The sequence below is a fragment of the Actinocorallia herbida genome, from assembly GCF_003751225.1.
Classification (GTDB): domain Bacteria; phylum Actinomycetota; class Actinomycetes; order Streptosporangiales; family Streptosporangiaceae; genus Actinocorallia; species Actinocorallia herbida.
In genome coordinates this window covers 6,671,447-6,688,841 of the sequence record NZ_RJKE01000001.1, presented here as the reverse complement: position 1 = coordinate 6,688,841, position 17,395 = coordinate 6,671,447, and the positions used below count along the sequence as shown (strand labels likewise).

The window sequence follows — 17,395 nt, the reverse complement described above, 5'->3', positions numbered from 1 at the left end:
GTGGGCTGTCAACGTTCCCGCTGTTACGGCGCGGTTTCGGTGAGGCCGGCCAGAGCCTGCCAGGCCCTGCCGTTCACCAGGTCGGTGTTCTTGGAGACGAACCGGTTGACGGCCTGCGCGGGGTGCACGACCGCGTAGGTGACGCCCGGGCCCGCCTCGGTGACGATCGGGTGGCTGATGCGTCCCGTGAACGGGCCCTCCCAGGCCGTCCAGAGGGTGAAGTCGCCGGTGAGGTCGAGGACCTGGCCGCCTTCGGCCCAGGTGGAAACGATGTTCAACCGGTTCTCCGCGGCCCTCTCGGGCAGGCCGAGCGCCGTTTCCCAGGCCTCGCCCGCGGCGCGCGGCACGGCCACCACGTCGGCGTCGGCGATCGCGGCGAGCCGGAACGTCTCGACGGTCACCGCGTCGTCGCCGACGACCACGGCGAGGCGGCCGAACGGCAGGGTGAAGATCTCGACGGCGGCGCCGAGCCGGGTCGCCCACGGGGTGCGGGCGCCGGCGTGCAGCTGGAGCTGGGCTCCGGCCTCGCCTTCGGCGGAGACCACGAGGCCGACATGGGCGTCGCCGTCCCGCGCGCTGGTGACGGCGTGGGCGGAGGTGCCGGACAGCGCCTTGCCGAGGATCGCGACGACCTCGGCCCGCTCGGTGTCCCCGAAGGCGAGTTCGGGGAGCACGATCAGCTCGGCGCCCGCGGCGGCGGCCTCGGCCGCGCCCGCGAGCGGGTCGGCGGAGGCGACGACGGCGACCTTGGCCGCGTCGGCCCCGGGCGCGGCGGTGCGCGCGACGGGCGCGGAGGCGATCGGCCCGTACAGCTCGGGGCGGCGGCGGGCGAGGATGTCGGTGCCGTCGCCGCGGACCTTGAGGTCGGCGGCGGAGACGTCGATGTCGGCGACGGCCACGGCCTCGCCGGTGCGCGGCGCCCTGGCCACCACGGTGCCGTCGGGCGCGACGATCTGGCTCTCGCCCGCGCCGTGCAGCCACTCCTCCGGGACGCCCAGCTTCTCGGCGATCGCGGGCAGGTGCGCCTCGGGGAGCAGGGAGCCGACCTTGTTGGCGGCGACGACCCACACCTTGTTCTCGGCCGCGCGCACCGGGATGTGCAGGCTCGCCTCGTCGGTGGCGAAGGAGTTCAGGCTGTTCAGCAGGAGCTGCGCGCCGCGGACGGCGAGGTCGCGGGTGACGTCGGCGGTCACGCCCTCCATGCAGGCGTACAGTCCGATGCGGCCGACGGGCGTCGCGACGATCGGGCCGGGGGCCTCGCCCGGGTTGAGGTGGTCGCCCTCGGCGCCCATGAGGGTGAGCTTGTCCGACTGGCCGAGGAGCTCTCCCCGGGGGCTGTAAAGGAGGCTGGTGGCGGTGGTCCGGCCGCCTTCGCGGGCCAAGGTCACGTTGAGCTTGACGTACGCGCCGTGGCGGGCCGCGCGCTCGGCGATCGCCCGGAGGAACGGGCCGTCCAGAGTGCAGGCTTTACGGTGAGCCGTAACTCGGCTTTCATACCAGGACAAATGATTGCAAAACTCCGGTAGCACGATGAGTTCCGCGCCCTCGGCGGCTGCGGCGTCGATCATGCGCAGACAGGCCGCGAGGTTGGCCTCCACGTCTTCGCCCGCGGCGAACTGGACAGCTGCGACCCGCAACTTGACCGACATCTTGAGGCCTCCTGGTTCCTCTAGCGAAACGCTGTTTCCAAAACATACAATCAGCGCCACCCGATGGGAAGAGATTCCGGAGAGCGGAGAGCCGCCGTGCTGACCCATGTCGTCCTGATGAAGTTCACCGACCCCGCCGACGCGGCCGAAGCGAAGGAGCTGCTGGAGGGACTCGTACCCGGCGTCCCGCAGATCCAGAAGCTCACGGTCGGCGTCGACGTGGTGCGGGCCGCGGTCTCCTGGGACCTCGTCCTGCTCACCGAGCACGCCGATCTGGAAGGGCTCAAGGGATACCAGGAGCACCCGTCGCACCTCGAGGTCGCCGGATGGCTCCGGCCGCGCCTCGCCTCGCGCGCGACCGTCGACTTCTGACGGGCCCGGCCCGGTCCGGGCAAGGCGGAAGGCCGCCGCGGTGCTTCACCGCGGCGGCCTTCGCGTGTCCGGCGCGGGTCAGGACCCGGCGAGCGTCTGGAGCTCCCCGGAGGCGATCTTGGCGTCGTAGTAGGAGCCGCCCGGGTAGTACGCGGCGGTGGTGGTGCCCTCGAACTGGTCGACGAGCCAGGTGACGGCGAGGCTCTGGAGGATCGCGACGTTGGCGGGGTCGGAGGTGCCGCAGGCCAGGGTGCCGATCGCGTCGGTGCTGGCGCCCTCGGCGTCGACGTGGCCGCCGGTGGTCAGCCGGGCGCCGACGAACGGCCGGTCCAGCTCGGCCTGGACGAGGTCGGTGCCGGAGCCGGAGCTGTTGCACAGGCCGTCGGCGCCGGAGACGGTGAGGAGGGGCTTGGCGGTGGTGTTGAGGCCCTGGAGGCCGGTCTTGAGGTTCGAGCCGATCGCGGCGTTCACCGGGTCGAGCAGGACCAGCCCGCGGAGGTTCGCGAAGGTCGAGGGGTGGTCGGTGCGCAGGCGGTTCGCCACGTAGGTGACCGCCTCGCCGCCCGCGGAGTGGCCGGAGAAGACCAGCTTGGCCGGCAGCGCCAGCTCGGGCCGGTTCGCCGACGCCTTGGCCTTGGCGAAGCTCTTGGCGAGCTGGCCGCCGGAGCTCGACGCCTGGGCGAAGAGCTTGCCGACGTTCGCCATGAAGTCGGTGTTGTTCCCGAGGTTCTGGAGCGTGCAGCCGAAGAGGTTGGCGGCGGGCAGGCTGGGGGCGAACGCGACGTAGCCCTGGGCGGCGTACTTGCCCGCGAGGTCGGCCACGGCGTTCTTGGAGCGGGAGAAGCCGTGCTGGAGCCACACGAGGCCCTTCGGCGTCCCCGCCGGCAGGTACCAGTCCGCGGGCTGGTTGATCGTGGTGAAGGCGCAGCTGATGTCGACGTTCGTCTGGACCCGGGTCACCGCGACCGCCGAGGCGGAGGACGCGGGCACCAGGACGGCCGCGGCGAGGGCGGCCGAGGAGAGGAGGGCGGCCAGGCGCATGAAACACACTCCCATTGTTCCGATGTGCGAAACGATGTTGCCGTTATGCCGTCTCATTAGCGCCTGGGGTGACCCGGTGGTCAACCCGGGCCGGGAGCGCGGTTCGGTAACGATGGGGTCAGGGCGACGCGAGAGCCTTGGACGCGAGGTGGGCTCCGCTTAGTTGACTCCGTGTGATCGGATGGAAACGCTGGAGTCATGACGACGCAGGCAGGGCCGGTCACCGATACCGCCGCCGACGAACTGTTCAAGAGCGTGTTCACCGCGCCGCCCGACGACCCCTACCCGGCCTACAAGCGGCTGCGGGAGGCCGCGCCCGTCCTCCGCTCCGGCGACGGCGCCCTGGTGCTGTCGCGGTTCGCCGACTGCGACGCGGCGCTGCGGCACCGCGCCTTCGGCAAGGGTGAGGAGCAGCTGGGCTTCGGGATGGCCGCCGAGATCGGGGAAGAGGTCCGCAAGGCCCGCCAGCGCTACGGCAGGACCATGCTCATCACCAACCCGCCCGAGCACACCAGGCTGCGCCGCGCGGTGAGCGCCGCCTTCACCAACCGGCACGTGGAGGAGCTGCGCCCGCAGATCGCGCGCCGCGCCGACGAACTGCTCGCAGGGCTGGCCGAGCGGCCCGGCGCGGACTTCCTCGAAGGGCTGGCGCTGCCCCTGCCCGTCAACGTCATCTCCGACCTCCTCGGGGTGCCGGAGGGGAACCGCGAGCCGTTCACCGGCCGGGTCCGCCGGATGCTCGCGATGATGGAGCCCGACGAAGGCATGGACGGCTTCCGGGAGGCGATGCGGGCCAGGGAGGAGCTCGGCGACTACTTCGGGGAGCTGCTGGAGGCCAAGGGCGCCGACCCCGGCGACGACCTCCTCTCCCGGCTGGCGACCGCGCCCGAGGGGGAGCGCCTCACCCGCGACGAGATGATCTCCACGGCGCTGCTGCTGTTCACCGCGGGGTTCGTCACCACGACGAACCTGCTGGGAAACGCCGTTTCCGCCCTGTTCGCCCACCCGGAACAGGAGGCGGCCCTGCGCGCGGATCCCGGGCTCGTCCCATCGGCCGTCGAGGAGTTCCTGCGGTTCGACTCGCCCGTCCAGATCGACCTGCGCGCGGTCCTGGAGGAGACGGACTTCGCCGGGACCAGGATGCGCCCCGGGGAGGTCGTCGTCACCGTCATCGGCGCCGCCAACCACGACCCGGCGATCGCCGACGATCCCGACTCCCTGGACGTCCGCCGCGAGGCCCCCGCACACCTCTCATTCGCCTCAGGCGTCCACTTCTGCCTGGGCGCGCATCTGGCCCGGGTGGAGGCCCAGGTGGTCCTGGAGCGCCTCTACAGCCCCGCCTACCGGTCCCTGCAACCGGCCGGCTCCCCGGTCCGAGCCCCCGCCTTGGCCCTCAGGGGTTTCAAGCACCTTCCCGTCACCCTCACCCGCGCCTAGGAACGGGGAGGCCCCGGGGGCGATGAGGCCGCCGGCCCGGGGCAGTGGTGTCCGGTGCGTCCTCCGCGGGGGCGGAGGACGCACCGGACTTCCTCACCGTCCGGGCGCGTTCGGACGGATCGGTCTTCGGGGGCGGGTCAGGCCGGGTAGGCCGCCGCGCCCATGCCGGCGCCGCCCGCGCGGAACGCGGCGGGGAGGTGGACGGCGCAGGTCTGGGTGTACTCGGTGATGCCCTCCTCGCCGTACTCGCGGCCGAAGCCGGAGCGCTTGACGCCGCCGAAGGGGGCGCGCAGCGCCATGCCGGTCCGGCCGTGGGTGTTGACGAAGGTGAAGCCCGCCTCGAAGCGCCGGGCGAACGCGAACGCGCGGTCCTCGTCGGCCGACCAGACCGAGGCGCCGAGGCCGAGCTCGCCCGCGTTCGCCCGCGCGAGCACGTCCTCTTCTTCCCGGTAGGTCAGGACCGGCACCACGGGCCCGAACTGCTCGTCGGCGACGACGGGGGAGGCGTCGTCGAGTCCGGTGAGCAGGGTCGGGCGGACGTAGTGGCCGCGCGCGAGGTCCACCGCGACCCGTCCGAGCGGGACGGGCTCGCCGAGCGCCGCGAGCGCCCGCAGCCTTTCCGCCGCGCCCGCGCTGATGACGGGGCCGACCGTGGTGTCCGGCGCGAGCGCGTCGCCGAGGACGACGACCCGGGCCGCGGCCGCCACGTACGCGTCCCGGAATTCGGCGAACCGGGCCTCGGGCACGTAGAGCCGCTTGGCGGCCATGCAGACCTGCCCGGCGCTCTGGAACGACCCCATGACGAGCCGGTCCATCGCCGCGTCGGAGAGGTCGGCGTCGGCCAGGAAGACCGCGGGGTCGTTGCCGCCGAGCTCCAGCACCGCGGGGGTGATGGCCTTCCCGGCGAGCGCCCCGATGGCGCGGCCCGCGGCCTCGCCGCCGGTGAACGCGACCTTGCGGACGAGCGGGTGGGAGACCAGCGCCGCGCCCGCCTCGGCCTCGCCGTGCACGACGTGCACCAGCCCGTCGGGGAACCGCGCGAGGATCCGCGCGATCGCCAGCGGGGCCAGGGGAGAGGGCTTCACCACGATCGTGTTGCCCGCCGCGAGAGCGGGCCCGACCTTGAGCAGGGTGAGGATGATCGGCGCGTTCCACGGGGTGATCGCGCCGACCACCCCGAACGGCCGCCGCCGCAGCAGCAGCCGCCCGGACGCGTCGTCGGTGTGCGCGTCGGCCAGCACCCCGGCCGCGCGAGAGGCCGCCCACCGCAGGTAGACGCCGGCGAACCGGATCTCCCCGCGGCAGTCGCCGAGCGGCTTCCCGCTCTCCCGCGCCAGCAGCTCGGCGAGCGCCTCGTCGTCCTCCAGGGACCCCGCGACCCGTTCCAGCACCGCGATCCGCTCGGCGACCGGCAGCCCGCCGAACGCGCGCTGCGCCGCGCCCGCCGCCCGCACCGCGGTGTCGACCTGCGCGGCCGTCGCGACGGGGACCTCCCCGACGACCTCGCCGATCCGCCCCGGATTCTCGACCGCGATCGAGCCGCTCACCGCTTCCTCCGGTCGGTCATACCGCGCCTCCGACAGGGCGCAGGGAGGCGATCATGGAGGTGCGCAGCAGGTGGGCGCGGGCGCGCACGGGGTCGGCCGCGAGCTCCCGGAGGCCCGCCTTGTGGGCCTCGGGATTGCGCAGCTGCTCCCAGTTGGAGTGGGTGATCTTCTGCACGTACGACCGGGCCACGTCGCGGCGCTTCGCGCACGCGGCGTCCAGGGCCGACACGTCGCCGAGGGCGGCGGAGACCGCGACCGCGTCGTGGACGCCGCTGTTGAGGCCCATGCCGCCCAGGGGGTTGTTGACGTGGGCGGCGTCGCCGATGAGGACGGCGCGGCCGGTCCGGAAGTCGGCGGCGACGCGCTGGTGGACCCGGTAGAGGGTCGAGTGGGCGACCTTCCACTCGGTGTCGGCGACGCCCCGCAGCCGCTCGGGCAGCCGGGCCAGCTCCATCTCGTCCGGGGTGTCCTCGGGCGTGGGGAACAGCACCCGCCAGTGGTCCGGCGTGCGGAGCAGGACCAGCCACTCCTCCGGGTCGAACACGTAGTTCACCGCGGCGATGCCCGGGATGAGCGCCTCGAGGTCCTCCTCTGTGGAGGCGACGAGGAACCGCTCGGGGTAGGTGATCCCCTCGAAGGGGACGTTCAGCGCCTTGCGGACGCGCGAGCCGGCTCCGTCGGCCCCGATGAGCCAGTCGCCGGTGTACCGGGTGCCGTCGGCGGTGATCGCCGTCGCCGTCTCGGCATCCTGCGCGACGTCGACGACGGGGGCGTCGAAGACGACCTCGCCGCCTTCCTCGCGGAGCAGGTCCAGGAGGATCGGGGTGAGCTTGCTCTGCTCGCACTGCACCCGGTACGGGTACGGGGTGTCGTCGGCGAGCAGGCGCAGATCGAGCTCCGCGACGACGCCGCCGCGCCGCTCCCGGTACTGGAACGTGTGCGACACCAGGCCGCGCGCCATCAGCCGGTCGAGCGCGCCGAGGTCGGCGAGCATCTCCAGCGTCGGCGGGTGGTAGGTGGAGGCGCGGGACTCGCCCGCGAGATCCGGCCCCGCCTCCAGGACGGTCACCGCGAACCCGCGGCGGGCCAGCCCGACGGCGGCGGTGAGCCCGACGGGCCCCGCCCCGGCGACGACGACGCGCATCACGCCTCCCGGGAGTGCAGCGCGAAGCCGCCCTCGGCGCCGACGACCCGGGGGTTGGTGAAGAACCGCAGCGTCTCGGCGGTGCCCTCCTCGCCCAGGCCCGACCGGCCCCAGGCGGGGCGCGGGGCGAACAGGTGGAGGCTCATGATGCTCGAGCCGTTCACCTTCACCTCGCCCGCCCGGACCTTCCGCGCGACGGCCAGGGCGGCCTCCTCGTCGGGCCCGAACACGTAGGCCTCGAGCCCGTAGGAGGTGCCGTTGGCGAGGGCGAGGGCCTCCTCGACCGTCCCGTAGGCGTGGACCGTCGCGACCGGGCCGAAGATCTCCTCCACGGCCTGGTCGGCGGGCACCCCGGTGACGAGCGCGGGAGACAGGAAGTTGCCTTCTTCGGCCACCTTGAGCGCGGTGTGCACGGTGCCGCCGAGCGCCGCGCGTTGGGCCTCGACGGTGCCGCGGTGCGCGGAGTGGACGAGCGGCCCGAAGTCCGTCGCCTCGTCCAGCGGGTCGCCCGGCTTGAGCGTCGCCAGCCGGTCGAGCACGGCGGACACGATCGCGTCGTGGTCGTCGGCCGGGACGATGAGCCTGCCCAGCGCGCGGCACCACTGGCCGTTCAGGGTGGTCAGCAGGTCGACCGCCGCGCGGGCGGCGGTCGCGGTGTCGGTGCCGGGCAGGATGATGAGCGGGTTGTTGCCGCCCAGCTCCAGCTGGACCGGCTTCACGCCCGCGCCGCACGCCGCGGCCACCGCGGCGCCGCCCTTGGCGCCGCCGGTGAACGACACCGCGCGGATCCGCGGGTCGAGGGTGAGCCTCCCGCCGACCGAGGCGTCGCCCTGGACGAACTGGAACACCCCGTCCGGGACGCCCGCCGCACGCAGGGCGCCGTCGATGACCTCGGCCATGAGCTGGCTGCCGTAGGGCACGAACTCGCTGGCCTTGAGGATCGCGGGGCAGCCGGCGGCGAGCGCGTTGGCGACCTTGTGCGCGCCCATCGGCGCGGGCGCGTTCCACGGGGTCAGGCACAGCGCCGGCCCCCACGGCAGCAGCAGCACCTCGGTCTCGCGGCCGTCCTCACGCCGGAGGCCGCGGGTCAGCCAGCCTTCGCGGAGCTGGCCCGCGGCGAGCAGGAACGAGCCGGTGATGATCATGCCGAGCGGCAGGGTCTGCCGGATCGGGACGCCGGTCGCGAAGGACTCCAGCGCCGCGATCTCCGCGACGCGCGGCTCCAGCGCGGCGGCGACGGCCTCCAGGGCGCTCGCGCGCTCCTCGGGCGTGGTCGCGGCCCAGGCGTCCTGGACGGCGTCGGCCGCCGCCAGGGCCTCCTCCACCCGCGCGGGGGAGGTGGCGAGGGCGGGGCCCAGCGCCTCACCGGTGAGCGGGTTCTCCCGGACGAGGGCGAGTTCGACCTCGGCGTCCCGCCACCGTCCGGCGACGAGGTCGCGCAGGGGGGCCGGGGTCACTTGTTCACGCTCGCGAACAGCTCGTTCTCGCGGTCGTCGGTGATCATCGAAGCGGCCTCCAGCCTGCCCCGCTCGGGCGGGAACGTCATGACCAGCGCCATCGACAGGTCGCGCAGGCCGCGGCCGATCACGCCGTCCATGGTGGCGGCGGAGGTGCCGCAGGCCTTGAACGCGCCGACGACGACATCGAAGCAGGCCTCGGAGATGCTGCCCTTGGCCATGCGCCACTGACGGTACACGTCGGCCTTGGGCAGCAGCGGCGGCTCGGAGGTCTCCAGCTCCAGCTGGCGGCGCAGCCAGTGGTAGGCGGTCTCCAGGCGCTCGGTCATCTCGCCGATGATCACCTGGTGCATGGGGGAGCTGGCGATGGACTTGCCGGAGTCGGCGAAGCGCTTGCTGGTCAGCCGCTCCAGCGCGTAGTCGTAGACGCCCTGGGCCGCGCCGAGGTAGTTCGCCATGATCGCGAGCTGGTTGCCGACGAAGCTGCCGCGGCTCATCTGGAGCATCTTCACGAACGAGCCGGGGACGGTCAGCGCGTCCTCCGCGGCGACGAACACGTCGGTGAGGGTGATGCCGTCGTTGGCCGACGCGCGCATGCCCAGGCCGTTCCACTTGTCGCGGGAGGCGACGCCGGGGGACTCGCGCTTGACCAGGAACAGCGACAGGCCGTTCGCGTCGGTGGTGCCCGCGATCTTCGCCGTCACCAGGTAGATGTCGGCGACGCCGGTGGCGCAGCCGAACGACTTCACGCCGTTCAGCTTCCAGCCGCCCTCGACCGGCTCGGCCGTGGTGGCGATGGCGATGTTGGCGCTGGAGCTCTTGACCTCCTCGCTGGCGAAGTTCGCCAGCCAGGTGCCGCCCGCCATCAGGGTGAGGACCTTCTTGGCGAACGCCTCGACGACCGGGTTCTCCTCTTCGGAGAACAGCCCGGCCTCGATGGCCTCCAGCGGGAGCAGGCCGCGCGACGCGCTGGTGTTGTGGAAGAAGTAGGCCAGCGCCGTCGACGGGCAGGCCGAGCCGAGCGTGAAGGTGGCCCCGGCGAGGTCGCGCAGGCCGCCGCCGAGCCCGCCGAACTCTTCGGGCACGATGAGCCCGAGGATGCCCGCCTCGCGCATGAGCGCGATGTGGCCGATCGGGAACTCGCCCGTCTCGTCGGCCTTCGCCGCGGCCTCGCGCAGCGCGGGCAGCACGCTCTCCACCTTCTCCATCCGGGCCTTCTCGGCCTCGGTGAGAGTGGTGAGCAGCCTTTCGGCGATGAGTGTCATGAGGAGGTCCTTCCGAGTCGATAGGTACGGCCGGGCAGGGGTGACCCGCACGCCGTCTCCAGTTCGGCCGCTGCCGCGACCAGGGCTTCCCGGTCGGCGGCGCTCGCCACGTCCAACCGGGTCGCGAGGAAGAGCACGTCGATGGCGCACAGGCCGTCGTCGAGTCCGCCGAGAGTGACGTCGAAGTGGCGCACTCCGCTTTTCATGGCGGTGAGCGCGTTGGCCAGGCCGAGCCCGGCGTGTTCGGCGAGCCGCACCCGCACGGGCACGTCACCTGCCACGGTGACGGCGTCGCGGAGCAGTTCGCGGAGGTTCAGCGGTGAGGCGGGTTCGCCGCCCTCGTCGAGGGCGATCTCGTCGCAGCCCGCGGCGACGAGCGCGGCCACCGCCTCGACCGCGGTGTCACGGCGGTCCGGGGCGAAGGCGTCCTGGACGCGGCCGACGGACTGGGCGCCCTTGGCCCGCGCGGCGCTCACCAGCCGGCCCGCGCCGTCGGCGTCCCGGAACAGGAACTCGACGGTCGCGGCGTCGGGGAGCACGGCGGAGGCGTCCAGGTCGTCGGTGAGGACCGCGCCGTCCACCAGCGCGGAGGCCGCGGAGGTGTCGGGGTCGGCCGGGCCGACCCTGGTGCGCAGGCCCGCCTCGCGGACGGCCCGCAGCAGCTTCGCCGACGGGAGCCCGCGCCGTTCCAGCGCCGCGGCCAGGCCGGTGTCGGCGAGGCCGATCTCGGCGGGCAGCGGGTCGGCGAGCTGGCCCCACGACCGGGAGTGGAAGAGCAGCGGGCCCGTCGTGCGCGGCGTCTCGGCGGCCAGCACCTCGCCGACGAAGATGGTGTGGTCGCCGCCCGCGTAGGCGTGCGCCACCCGGCAGTCCAGCCAGCCCAGCGCGTTGGCCAGCACGGGCGCGCCGGTGACGGCGGTCGCCCAGTCGTGGCCCGCGAACCGCTCCTGCGGGGCGGCCCGCCCGGCGAACGCCTGCCCGAGGTGCGCCTGGTCGCGGCCGAGGATGCTGATGCCGAACAGCCCGCTCTCGGAGATGAGCCGATGGCTGTACAGGCCCTTGTCCAGGCACACCAGGACGAGCGGCGGATCGAGGCTCACGCTGGAGAACGAGCTGGCCGTCATGCCGTGCCAGGTCTCACCGGCCGTCGTGGTCACCAGGACCACGCCGGTGGGCCACTGGCCGAGCACGGATCTGAAGGTCTCGGCGTCGACCGCCACCTGAGCCCCCCTCGTTTCGCTTATGGAAACACTGTCCCGCAGAAGGTAACAACGCTGGCGAGTGGGTGTCAACGCGTTTCCCGTGACGTTTCCCATAAGGAAACGTTCTGGCCTACACTGCCTCCGTCGGATCTTCTGAGGAGGAGTTGAACCGTGCCGAGGACCGCGTCTAAGACCGGCGAGGAGCCCGAAAGCGGCCAGAGCCGCTCCATCGCCGCCGTGGAGCGGGCGATGGACGTGCTGCTGCTCTTCGGGCGCAGCACCCGGCCCGACCTTGGGGTCACCGAGATCGCGACGGAGCTGGGCCTCACCAAGGCCGCGGTCCACCGCATCCTCACCGCCCTGCGCAGCAAGGAGCTCATCACCGTCGACCCGGTGACCCGCCGGTACGCGCTCGGCCACGCCGCCATCTCGCTGGGCCGCGCCTACATGGCGCGGATGGACCTGCGCGCGATGGTCGGGCCCGAGCTGCGGCTCCTGTCGCGGCAGACCGGCGAGACCGCGACGCTCTCGGTGCGCCGCGGCGACACCCGGATGTACGTCGACCAGGCGGTGCCCAACCAGGAGCTGCGGATGGAGGTCAGCCTCGGCATCCCCTACCCCCTGCACGCGGGCAGCTCCTCCAAGGCGTTCCTCGCCTTCCTCGACGAGGCCGAGGTCGCCGGGTACCTCTCGCGCCACCCGCTGAACGCGCTCACCGACAAGACCATCATCGACGAGGAGCTGCTGCGCGCCGAGCTCGCCAACATCCGCAGGCGCGGCTACGCGACCTCGCTCGGTGAGCGCCAGGAGGGCGCCGGCTCCATCGCCGCCCCGGTCTTCGACCACGACGGGCGGGTCCTGGCCGTCCTCAGCGTCTCCGGCCCCGCCACCCGCTTCAAGGGCCACATGCGGGAGTACGCGCCGATCCTCATCGCCGCGGCCTCCCGGGTCTCGGCCCAGCTGGGCTTCCCCGAGCACTGAGCCGCACCTGCCGTGCCGCGGCGCGGCGGGCGGGAGTTCCCGCGCCGCCGCGCCTCCGGTTCCGCGCACCGGTCAGAGGTTGGCGCCCGGCTTGAGCACGCCGAGCACCGCAGCGACGAGCACGCTGCCCCAGATCCCGAACACATAGGGCAGGCAGCCGTCGATCGAGCGCTTCAGCGCCGACTCGGTCTCCGGGGTGCTGCCGTGCTGCATGAGCGCCCCGAACGCCGGGCCGAACGGCCGCAGCGTCAGCCGGATGCCCAGGCCGCAGGCGATCGCCAGCGCGTAGAAGAACACCTTGCCCGCCAGCCACTTCGGCTCGGTCGTGACGCCGAACGGCTCAGCGGCGAAGAACGTGTAGGCGGCGGTGCCGAACAGGGCGAGGATCAGCGTGATCCGGATCGTCCAGTCGGTCCTGCGCACCCACGGGAATCTCCCGTGCGTCCGGTGGTCGACGATCGTCGCGGCGAGCCAGCCGAACGCGAAGAGCCAGGTGAGCACGACCAGCGGCCAGACGAAGATCTCGTGGCCGCCGATGTTCGCGCCGTGCGGGTCCATCGCCATCAGGGTGACGCCGGACGGCAGGAACAGCACGAGCGTGATCTTCGGCCCGAGGTCGAGGCCGCTCATGATGTTCAGCGCCGTCGCCCGGGACGCCGGGGCGAGCTCGGGCTTGAGCACGAACCTGCTGGAGTAGTACACCCCGAGGTCGCCGCCGAGCCAGAACACGAACAGCACGATGTGCAGGACGATCCACCAGCCGTACGGATGTGGTCCCATGGTCAGTCTCCGGAGGTGAGGGGGCCGACGCGCGGGGTGCCGCCGAGCCCGGTGACCGCCGCGGCGAGCGCCTCGGCCGCGGGTTCGCCGACCGCGCGGGCGGCGTTGAGCAGGAACTTCACGCGCAGGTCCGCCGCGGGCAGGGGGTGGCCCGGCCCGCCGCGCGAGGAGTCGACCCGGTGCTCGAGCACCGCGCCGCCGCGGGTGGTGACCCGCAGGACCGCCGCGAAGGCGTTGGGGAAGATCTCGCTGGCCCGCTCGTCGGCGAAGCACGTGACCTTGGCGGCCAGCGCGAGCCGAGCCGGGTCCTCGTGCGCGCCCTCGGCGAAGTCGTCGAGGTAGACGCCGAGACCGCCTCCGCCGAGCAGCGCGGTCGCGACGGTGAACGGGCCGGAGAACTTGCCGTGGTAGGGCGAACGCGGCCGTGCCTTGTCCTCGGGCGGCTCGGCGACGGTGCGGAGCGTCGGTGCGGGGAAGCCCGCCTCGATCGCGGTGATGTCGGCGGGGTCGAGGCCCTGCGCGCGCAGCGCGAGGGCGCAGTCGATCGCCGGGTGGGTGAAGTGGTTGGTCGGGTAGGGCTTGTAGACCGTGCGCGTGGTCTCCCAGCGCTCGCCCAGCCCTTCGAGGAGTGCGGCGGCCTCGTACTGGCCGCTCAGCCACGCCTGGAAGAACCCGAACCTGCCTTCGATGACGGTCGGCGGGCCGGTCACCCCGGCCGCGGCGAACCCCGCGGCGGCGACGCCCCCGTGGGCCGCCCAGCCGCAGTGGATCCGCTTGACCGTGCCGCCCGTCCGGTTGGCCTCCAGGACGCCCGAGCCCATGCTCGCGGCGATCCCGACGGCGTCGGCGACGCCGCCGGCGTCCAGTCCGTAGAGGAGGGCCGCCGCGGCGGCGGCGCCGAGGGTGCCGCAGATCGACGTGGCGTGCTGGCCGCGCTCGAAGAAGACCGAGTTGCGGATGCCCTTGTCGTAGGAGGCCATGCCGAGCCGGTCGGTGATCTCGATGCCCGCCGCGACGGCGGCCAGCAGGTCCCGGCCGCTCGCGCCGACCTCCTGCGCGACGGCGAGGGCCGCGGGCACGACCGACGCGCTCGGGTGCAGCACCGACGGCAGGTGGGTGTCGTCGAAGTCCAGCGCGTGCGCGTAGGTGCCGTTCACGAGGGCGGCGTTGGGCGCTGGCAGGACCGCGCCGGTGCCGAGCACCTCGGACGCGCCGCCCGTTCCCCAGCGGGAAACGGTGCGGAGGACGGCGTTTCCCGGGTCCGTTTCCGCCGTTTCCTCGGCACGGCCGGCGAGGCAGTTGCCCACGACGTCGAGGATGCGTTCGGAGACGTCCCGGGCGACCTCGGCGGGGACGCCCTCGTCGCGGCAGGCCGCCGCGAACTCGGCGAGCGCCTGCACGTGGGTCCGCGGAGCCTCAGGCACCGGCCACCGCCGGGAGCACCGCGAGCGGACGGACGGGGGCGCCGGTCGCGCCGACGATCGGCAGCGGGTTCAGCACCAGCAGGAACTCGCGGGCGCCCGACTCCAGCAGCGGCAGCAGCCGCATCGTCTCGATGATGTTGATGCCCGCCTCGACCAGCAGGATGCGGTGCACCGGCAGCAGGGCGTGGCCCTTGCCGGGCGCGAGGTGCTCGAAGGCGATGGTCTCGCCGCCCGCGGCGCGCACGCCGAGCCCGGCGAGCCACTTGCCCGCGGCCGCCCCGGGTCCGGGGACGCCGTCGCGGGCGCCGATGAACCGCTCGGGTTCGTCCCAGTGCCGGGACCAGCCGGTGCCGATGAGCACCACGTCGCCCGGGTGGATCTCCAGGCCGGTCGCGGCCCGCTCCAGGTCGTCGACGGTGACCTCGTAGCCCGCGGGCAGTACCGGCACCCCGTGCACGGCGGCGACGTCGAGGAGGACGCCGCGGCCGACATACGGGGTGAAGGAGTCGATGCCGCCCTCGGTGAAGCCCCGGTGGTCGGCCACCGCGGGGGTGCCGCCGTGCACGAGGCCGTCTTGGGAGACATGGGCCAGCGCGTCGACATGCGTGCCGACGTGCCCGCCGGTGATGATGATCTCGTTGGCGGCGGAGCCGCCGTCGGCCCGGACCATGTCGCCGTGACGGCGTTCCAGCAGCATGCGGAACGGGGGATGGTTGGGGGACTGGGGCATCCCCGTCTTCATCGGCTGAGCCAGGTCGAGGACCGTGGCGCCGGCCAGGTCGTTCCACAGCACTGTCGGTCGGCTCCTTATCGGCGGGGTGGGGCGGACGCCGGGGGCGTCCCGGACCGCGAATGGAAACGACGTTACACGGTGGGGAACACGTTGCGGAAGGTGAGTGGGGTCTCCTAGGGGTTTCGGGGCGGTCTCGCCTCGGTTTCCTCAGGCGGACGCGCGGGGTTCGGTGCGCGCGAGCTCGGCGAAGATGACGAGCCGGTAGGCCGCCGAGTACTTCGGGTGGCAGGTCGTCATCGTCAGATAGGCCTTGGACGGCTTCGCGCCGGGCTTGCCCGGGACCGGCGCGATCACCGACAGGTCGCTCGGCAGCACGATCTTCGACCCCGTCACCCGGTACACGTAGGTCTTGGTCGCGGTGTCGATGAGGACCTGGTCGCCCGGCACCAGCTCGCCGAGCCGGTTGAACGGCGCCCCGTAGGTGGTGCGGTGGCCGGAGAAGACGCTGTTCCCCTTCTCGCCCGGCATGGGCGTGCCCGGGTAGTGCCCGGGGCCCTTGGCGAGGTCGGCGTTGGTGACGCCCTCGACGGCGGCGTACCGCCAGTCCTGGAAACGGGGGATCCGCAGCACGGCGAAGGCGTCGCCGCGGTCGGGCGCGGCCGCCACGAGCTTGGGCTTCCCCGGCTGCTGCGCGGCGGCGACGGTCGTCTGCTTGCGCCACAGCGCGTCGAGGTCGTCGTTGAGTCCCTTCTGGGCTCTGCGCGTGTAGTCGTCGGTGCCCCAGACGAGGTGCGCGACGAAGAGGGCGAGGATGAGGCCGGCGGTGACGCAGAGCTCTGCGACCAGGCGTACGACGGTGCGCATGTCGAGGGACGGTAGCCGGATGTCCCCCGAATGGGAAACGGCGATCCGTTGAATGAAACGTTTGCGTTTCGCCTTGGGGTCCGGCCTTGACACCGATCCCTTGACAGCGGTTCGCTAGGGCGCACTTGCGAAACTTCGTTTCCCCCAGCGAAACAACGGAGCCCATTGCCGTGATGAAGAGACAGGCCGCGCTGCGGGCCGTCATGGCCGGGGCGACAGCGGTGGCGGCGGCCGCGGTCGCGGGCGAGCCCGCCATCGCGACCGACGGGACCGTCACCTACCAGTGCAAGATCTTCAACGACACGTTCACCTATGTCGCGGAGATCAAGGCGAGTGGTCCGCCGTCGCCGGCCGGGGTCGGTGACACCGCAAGGATAGAGGCGGACTTCTCTCCGCTGCCAGCCGTGGCCCCCCTTGACATCGAGAGGTGGAGCACGTCCGTCAAGCTGCTGGCGTCCGGCTCGCAGACCGGCTCCTACGACATGACGGGCGGGCAGCACAAAGGCCCGGTCCGCAAGGGCCAGAAGCTGCCCATCGGCGAGGTGTCGGCCGACGTGCCGCTCTCCGCGGGCGGCACCGTGAAGTTCAAGCCGGGCAAGCTCGTCATCACCGCCACGTCCTTCGGCCTCAGTGTCGACATCAACTGCGCGCCGAAGAAGACGGCCGTCATCTACAGCCTGAAGGTCCGCGGCCAGAGCGCCCCGGTGACCCTGCTCGCCGACCCCGTCACCGTCGCGCCCGGCACGCCGATCACACTGAAGGGCTCCGGCTGGAAGAAGGGCCCCGTCGAGGTCCACCTGTGCGACGCCCAGGGCAAGGACTGCACGGGCGAGCGCCTCACCGACGTGACCGCCTCCATCGACGACGCGGGCGACCTCCTCGGCTCCGCCACCGTCGCCGCGGGCACCGCCGACGGCGGCTACAAGCTGAAGGTCGTCCGGGACCGCACCGCCAAGTACGTCGCGATCCAGGTGAAGAGCGCCGAGGTGCCCGTCGACCCTTGCGCGGGCAAGGAACCCGACCAGTGCACCACCCAGGACGTCAACGTGACCGTCACCGGCGGGCCGCTCACCCTCGCCAAGGAGCAGGGCGAGGTCGTGCTGACCCCGGTCACCCTCGACGGCACCAACAAGACCGCGACCGGAGCTCTGCGCGCCGTCACCATCGCCGACGCGCGCGGCGCCTCCACCGGCTGGACCCTCATCGGCACCCTCACCGACTTCACGGGCCAGGCCGGCGCGAGCATCGCCGCGGGCAACCTCACCTGGACCCCGCGCTGCGCCGCCCAGGCCGGGTCGACCCCGGTCGTCGCCGGCAGCCCGGGCGCGCTCGGCGAAGGCGGAGCTCTGCTCTGCTCCACCGCCGACAGCACCGCGGGACCGATCGGCGGCACCTACGAGGCGGGCGCCGACCTGTCCCTGAACGTCCCGGCCGCGACGGCGGCGGGCGAGTACGACGCGATCCTCACGCTGACCCTTTCCTGACCCGAAGCCGGACCC

General features: G+C 73.0%; 15 protein-coding genes. 4 read left to right on the top strand and 11 right to left on the bottom strand.

Annotated features, from left to right (window positions below; translation table 11 throughout):
- Positions 1–23: 23 nt before the first annotated feature.
- Positions 24–1,649, bottom strand: coding sequence for a carbon-nitrogen hydrolase family protein (locus EDD29_RS30535; protein ID WP_123667761.1), 1,626 nt, complete (start codon positions 1,647–1,649; stop codon positions 24–26).
- A gap of 96 nt (positions 1,650–1,745) precedes the next feature.
- Between EDD29_RS30535 and EDD29_RS30530 the strand changes: the two genes are divergently transcribed.
- On the top strand, positions 1,746–2,021 hold the full coding sequence (locus EDD29_RS30530) for a Dabb family protein (protein WP_170201649.1): 276 nt from the start codon (positions 1,746–1,748) through the stop codon (positions 2,019–2,021).
- 78 nt (positions 2,022–2,099) lie between these two features.
- Here EDD29_RS30530 and EDD29_RS45835 read toward each other — a convergent pair whose 3' ends face one another.
- A complete protein-coding gene (locus EDD29_RS45835) occupies positions 2,100–3,062 on the bottom strand; it encodes an alpha/beta fold hydrolase (RefSeq protein ID WP_170201648.1) in 963 nt (320 codons plus the stop codon).
- A gap of 198 nt (positions 3,063–3,260) precedes the next feature.
- On the opposite strand from EDD29_RS45835, the gene EDD29_RS30520 reads away from it, so the two are divergent.
- A complete protein-coding gene (locus tag EDD29_RS30520; protein ID WP_123667759.1) occupies positions 3,261–4,499 on the top strand; it encodes a cytochrome P450 in 1,239 nt (412 codons plus the stop codon).
- Positions 4,500–4,636: 137 nt separating this feature from the next.
- Here EDD29_RS30520 and EDD29_RS30515 read toward each other — a convergent pair whose 3' ends face one another.
- Genes EDD29_RS30515 through EDD29_RS30495 form a run of 5 tightly spaced genes read right to left on the bottom strand, consistent with a single transcriptional unit; the run spans position 4,637 to position 11,132 of the window.
- Positions 4,637–6,046 carry an aldehyde dehydrogenase family protein gene (locus EDD29_RS30515; RefSeq protein WP_123667758.1) on the bottom strand — a complete coding sequence of 470 codons (1,410 nt, stop codon included), beginning with the start codon at positions 6,044–6,046 and terminating at the stop codon, positions 4,637–4,639.
- A 16-nt stretch (positions 6,047–6,062) separates the two neighbouring features.
- Entirely contained in the window at positions 6,063–7,190 is a 1,128-nt protein-coding gene (locus tag EDD29_RS30510; RefSeq protein ID WP_246053087.1) for an FAD-dependent oxidoreductase, read from the bottom strand.
- Positions 7,190–8,647, bottom strand: coding sequence for an aldehyde dehydrogenase family protein (locus EDD29_RS30505; protein WP_211360015.1), 1,458 nt, complete (start codon positions 8,645–8,647; stop codon positions 7,190–7,192). Before EDD29_RS30505 ends, EDD29_RS30510 begins: the two co-directional genes overlap by 1 nt.
- Positions 8,644–9,912 (bottom strand): acyl-CoA dehydrogenase family protein, encoded by a 1,269-nt coding sequence (locus EDD29_RS30500; RefSeq protein ID WP_123667756.1) that lies wholly within the window; start codon positions 9,910–9,912, stop codon positions 8,644–8,646. The genes EDD29_RS30505 and EDD29_RS30500 overlap by 4 nt, the downstream gene beginning before the upstream one ends.
- The gene (locus EDD29_RS30495; protein WP_170201647.1) at positions 9,909–11,132 is read right to left on the bottom strand and encodes a flavin reductase; all 1,224 of its coding nucleotides are present in this window, start codon (positions 11,130–11,132) and stop codon (positions 9,909–9,911) included. The genes EDD29_RS30500 and EDD29_RS30495 overlap by 4 nt, the downstream gene beginning before the upstream one ends.
- Before the next feature lie 153 nt (positions 11,133–11,285).
- On the opposite strand from EDD29_RS30495, the gene EDD29_RS30490 reads away from it, so the two are divergent.
- Positions 11,286–12,095, top strand: coding sequence for an IclR family transcriptional regulator (locus EDD29_RS30490; protein ID WP_246053086.1), 810 nt, complete (start codon positions 11,286–11,288; stop codon positions 12,093–12,095).
- A 72-nt stretch (positions 12,096–12,167) separates the two neighbouring features.
- On the opposite strand, the gene EDD29_RS30485 is transcribed toward EDD29_RS30490, so the two are convergent.
- From EDD29_RS30485 to EDD29_RS30470, 4 genes are all read right to left on the bottom strand, one after another.
- Complete coding sequence (locus tag EDD29_RS30485) at positions 12,168–12,875, bottom strand: hypothetical protein (RefSeq protein ID WP_123667754.1); 708 nt, start codon at positions 12,873–12,875, stop codon at positions 12,168–12,170.
- Between the two features lie 2 nt (positions 12,876–12,877).
- Complete coding sequence (locus EDD29_RS30480; RefSeq protein ID WP_123667753.1) at positions 12,878–14,299, bottom strand: MmgE/PrpD family protein; 1,422 nt, start codon at positions 14,297–14,299, stop codon at positions 12,878–12,880.
- A complete protein-coding gene (locus tag EDD29_RS30475) occupies positions 14,292–15,092 on the bottom strand; it encodes a cyclase family protein (RefSeq protein ID WP_246053085.1) in 801 nt (266 codons plus the stop codon). The genes EDD29_RS30480 and EDD29_RS30475 overlap by 8 nt, the downstream gene beginning before the upstream one ends.
- 147 nt (positions 15,093–15,239) lie before the next feature.
- Positions 15,240–15,896: a class E sortase gene (locus tag EDD29_RS30470; protein ID WP_123667752.1), complete on the bottom strand. Its 657-nt coding sequence runs from the start codon at positions 15,894–15,896 to the stop codon at positions 15,240–15,242.
- A 170-nt stretch (positions 15,897–16,066) separates the two neighbouring features.
- Between EDD29_RS30470 and EDD29_RS30465 the strand changes: the two genes are divergently transcribed.
- Complete coding sequence (locus EDD29_RS30465) at positions 16,067–17,380, top strand: WxL domain-containing protein (RefSeq protein WP_148086145.1); 1,314 nt, start codon at positions 16,067–16,069, stop codon at positions 17,378–17,380.
- The last annotated feature ends 15 nt before the right edge of the window (positions 17,381–17,395 follow it).

Excerpts from the sequence above, each read along its gene's own strand:
- EDD29_RS30535 (WP_123667761.1), bottom strand. The coding sequence starts at position 1,649 with ATGTCGGTCAAGTTGCGGGTCGCAGCTGTCCAGTTCGCCGCGGGCGAA.
- EDD29_RS45835 (WP_170201648.1), bottom strand. The coding sequence starts at position 3,062 with ATGCGCCTGGCCGCCCTCCTCTCCTCGGCCGCCCTCGCCGCGGCCGTC.
- EDD29_RS30520 (WP_123667759.1), top strand. The coding sequence starts at position 3,261 with ATGACGACGCAGGCAGGGCCGGTCACCGATACCGCCGCCGACGAACTG.
- EDD29_RS30510 (WP_246053087.1), bottom strand. The coding sequence starts at position 7,190 with ATGCGCGTCGTCGTCGCCGGGGCGGGGCCCGTCGGGCTCACCGCCGCC.
- EDD29_RS30500 (WP_123667756.1), bottom strand. The coding sequence starts at position 9,912 with ATGACACTCATCGCCGAAAGGCTGCTCACCACTCTCACCGAGGCCGAG.
- EDD29_RS30485 (WP_123667754.1), bottom strand. The coding sequence starts at position 12,875 with ATGGGACCACATCCGTACGGCTGGTGGATCGTCCTGCACATCGTGCTG.
- EDD29_RS30470 (WP_123667752.1), bottom strand. The coding sequence starts at position 15,896 with ATGCGCACCGTCGTACGCCTGGTCGCAGAGCTCTGCGTCACCGCCGGC.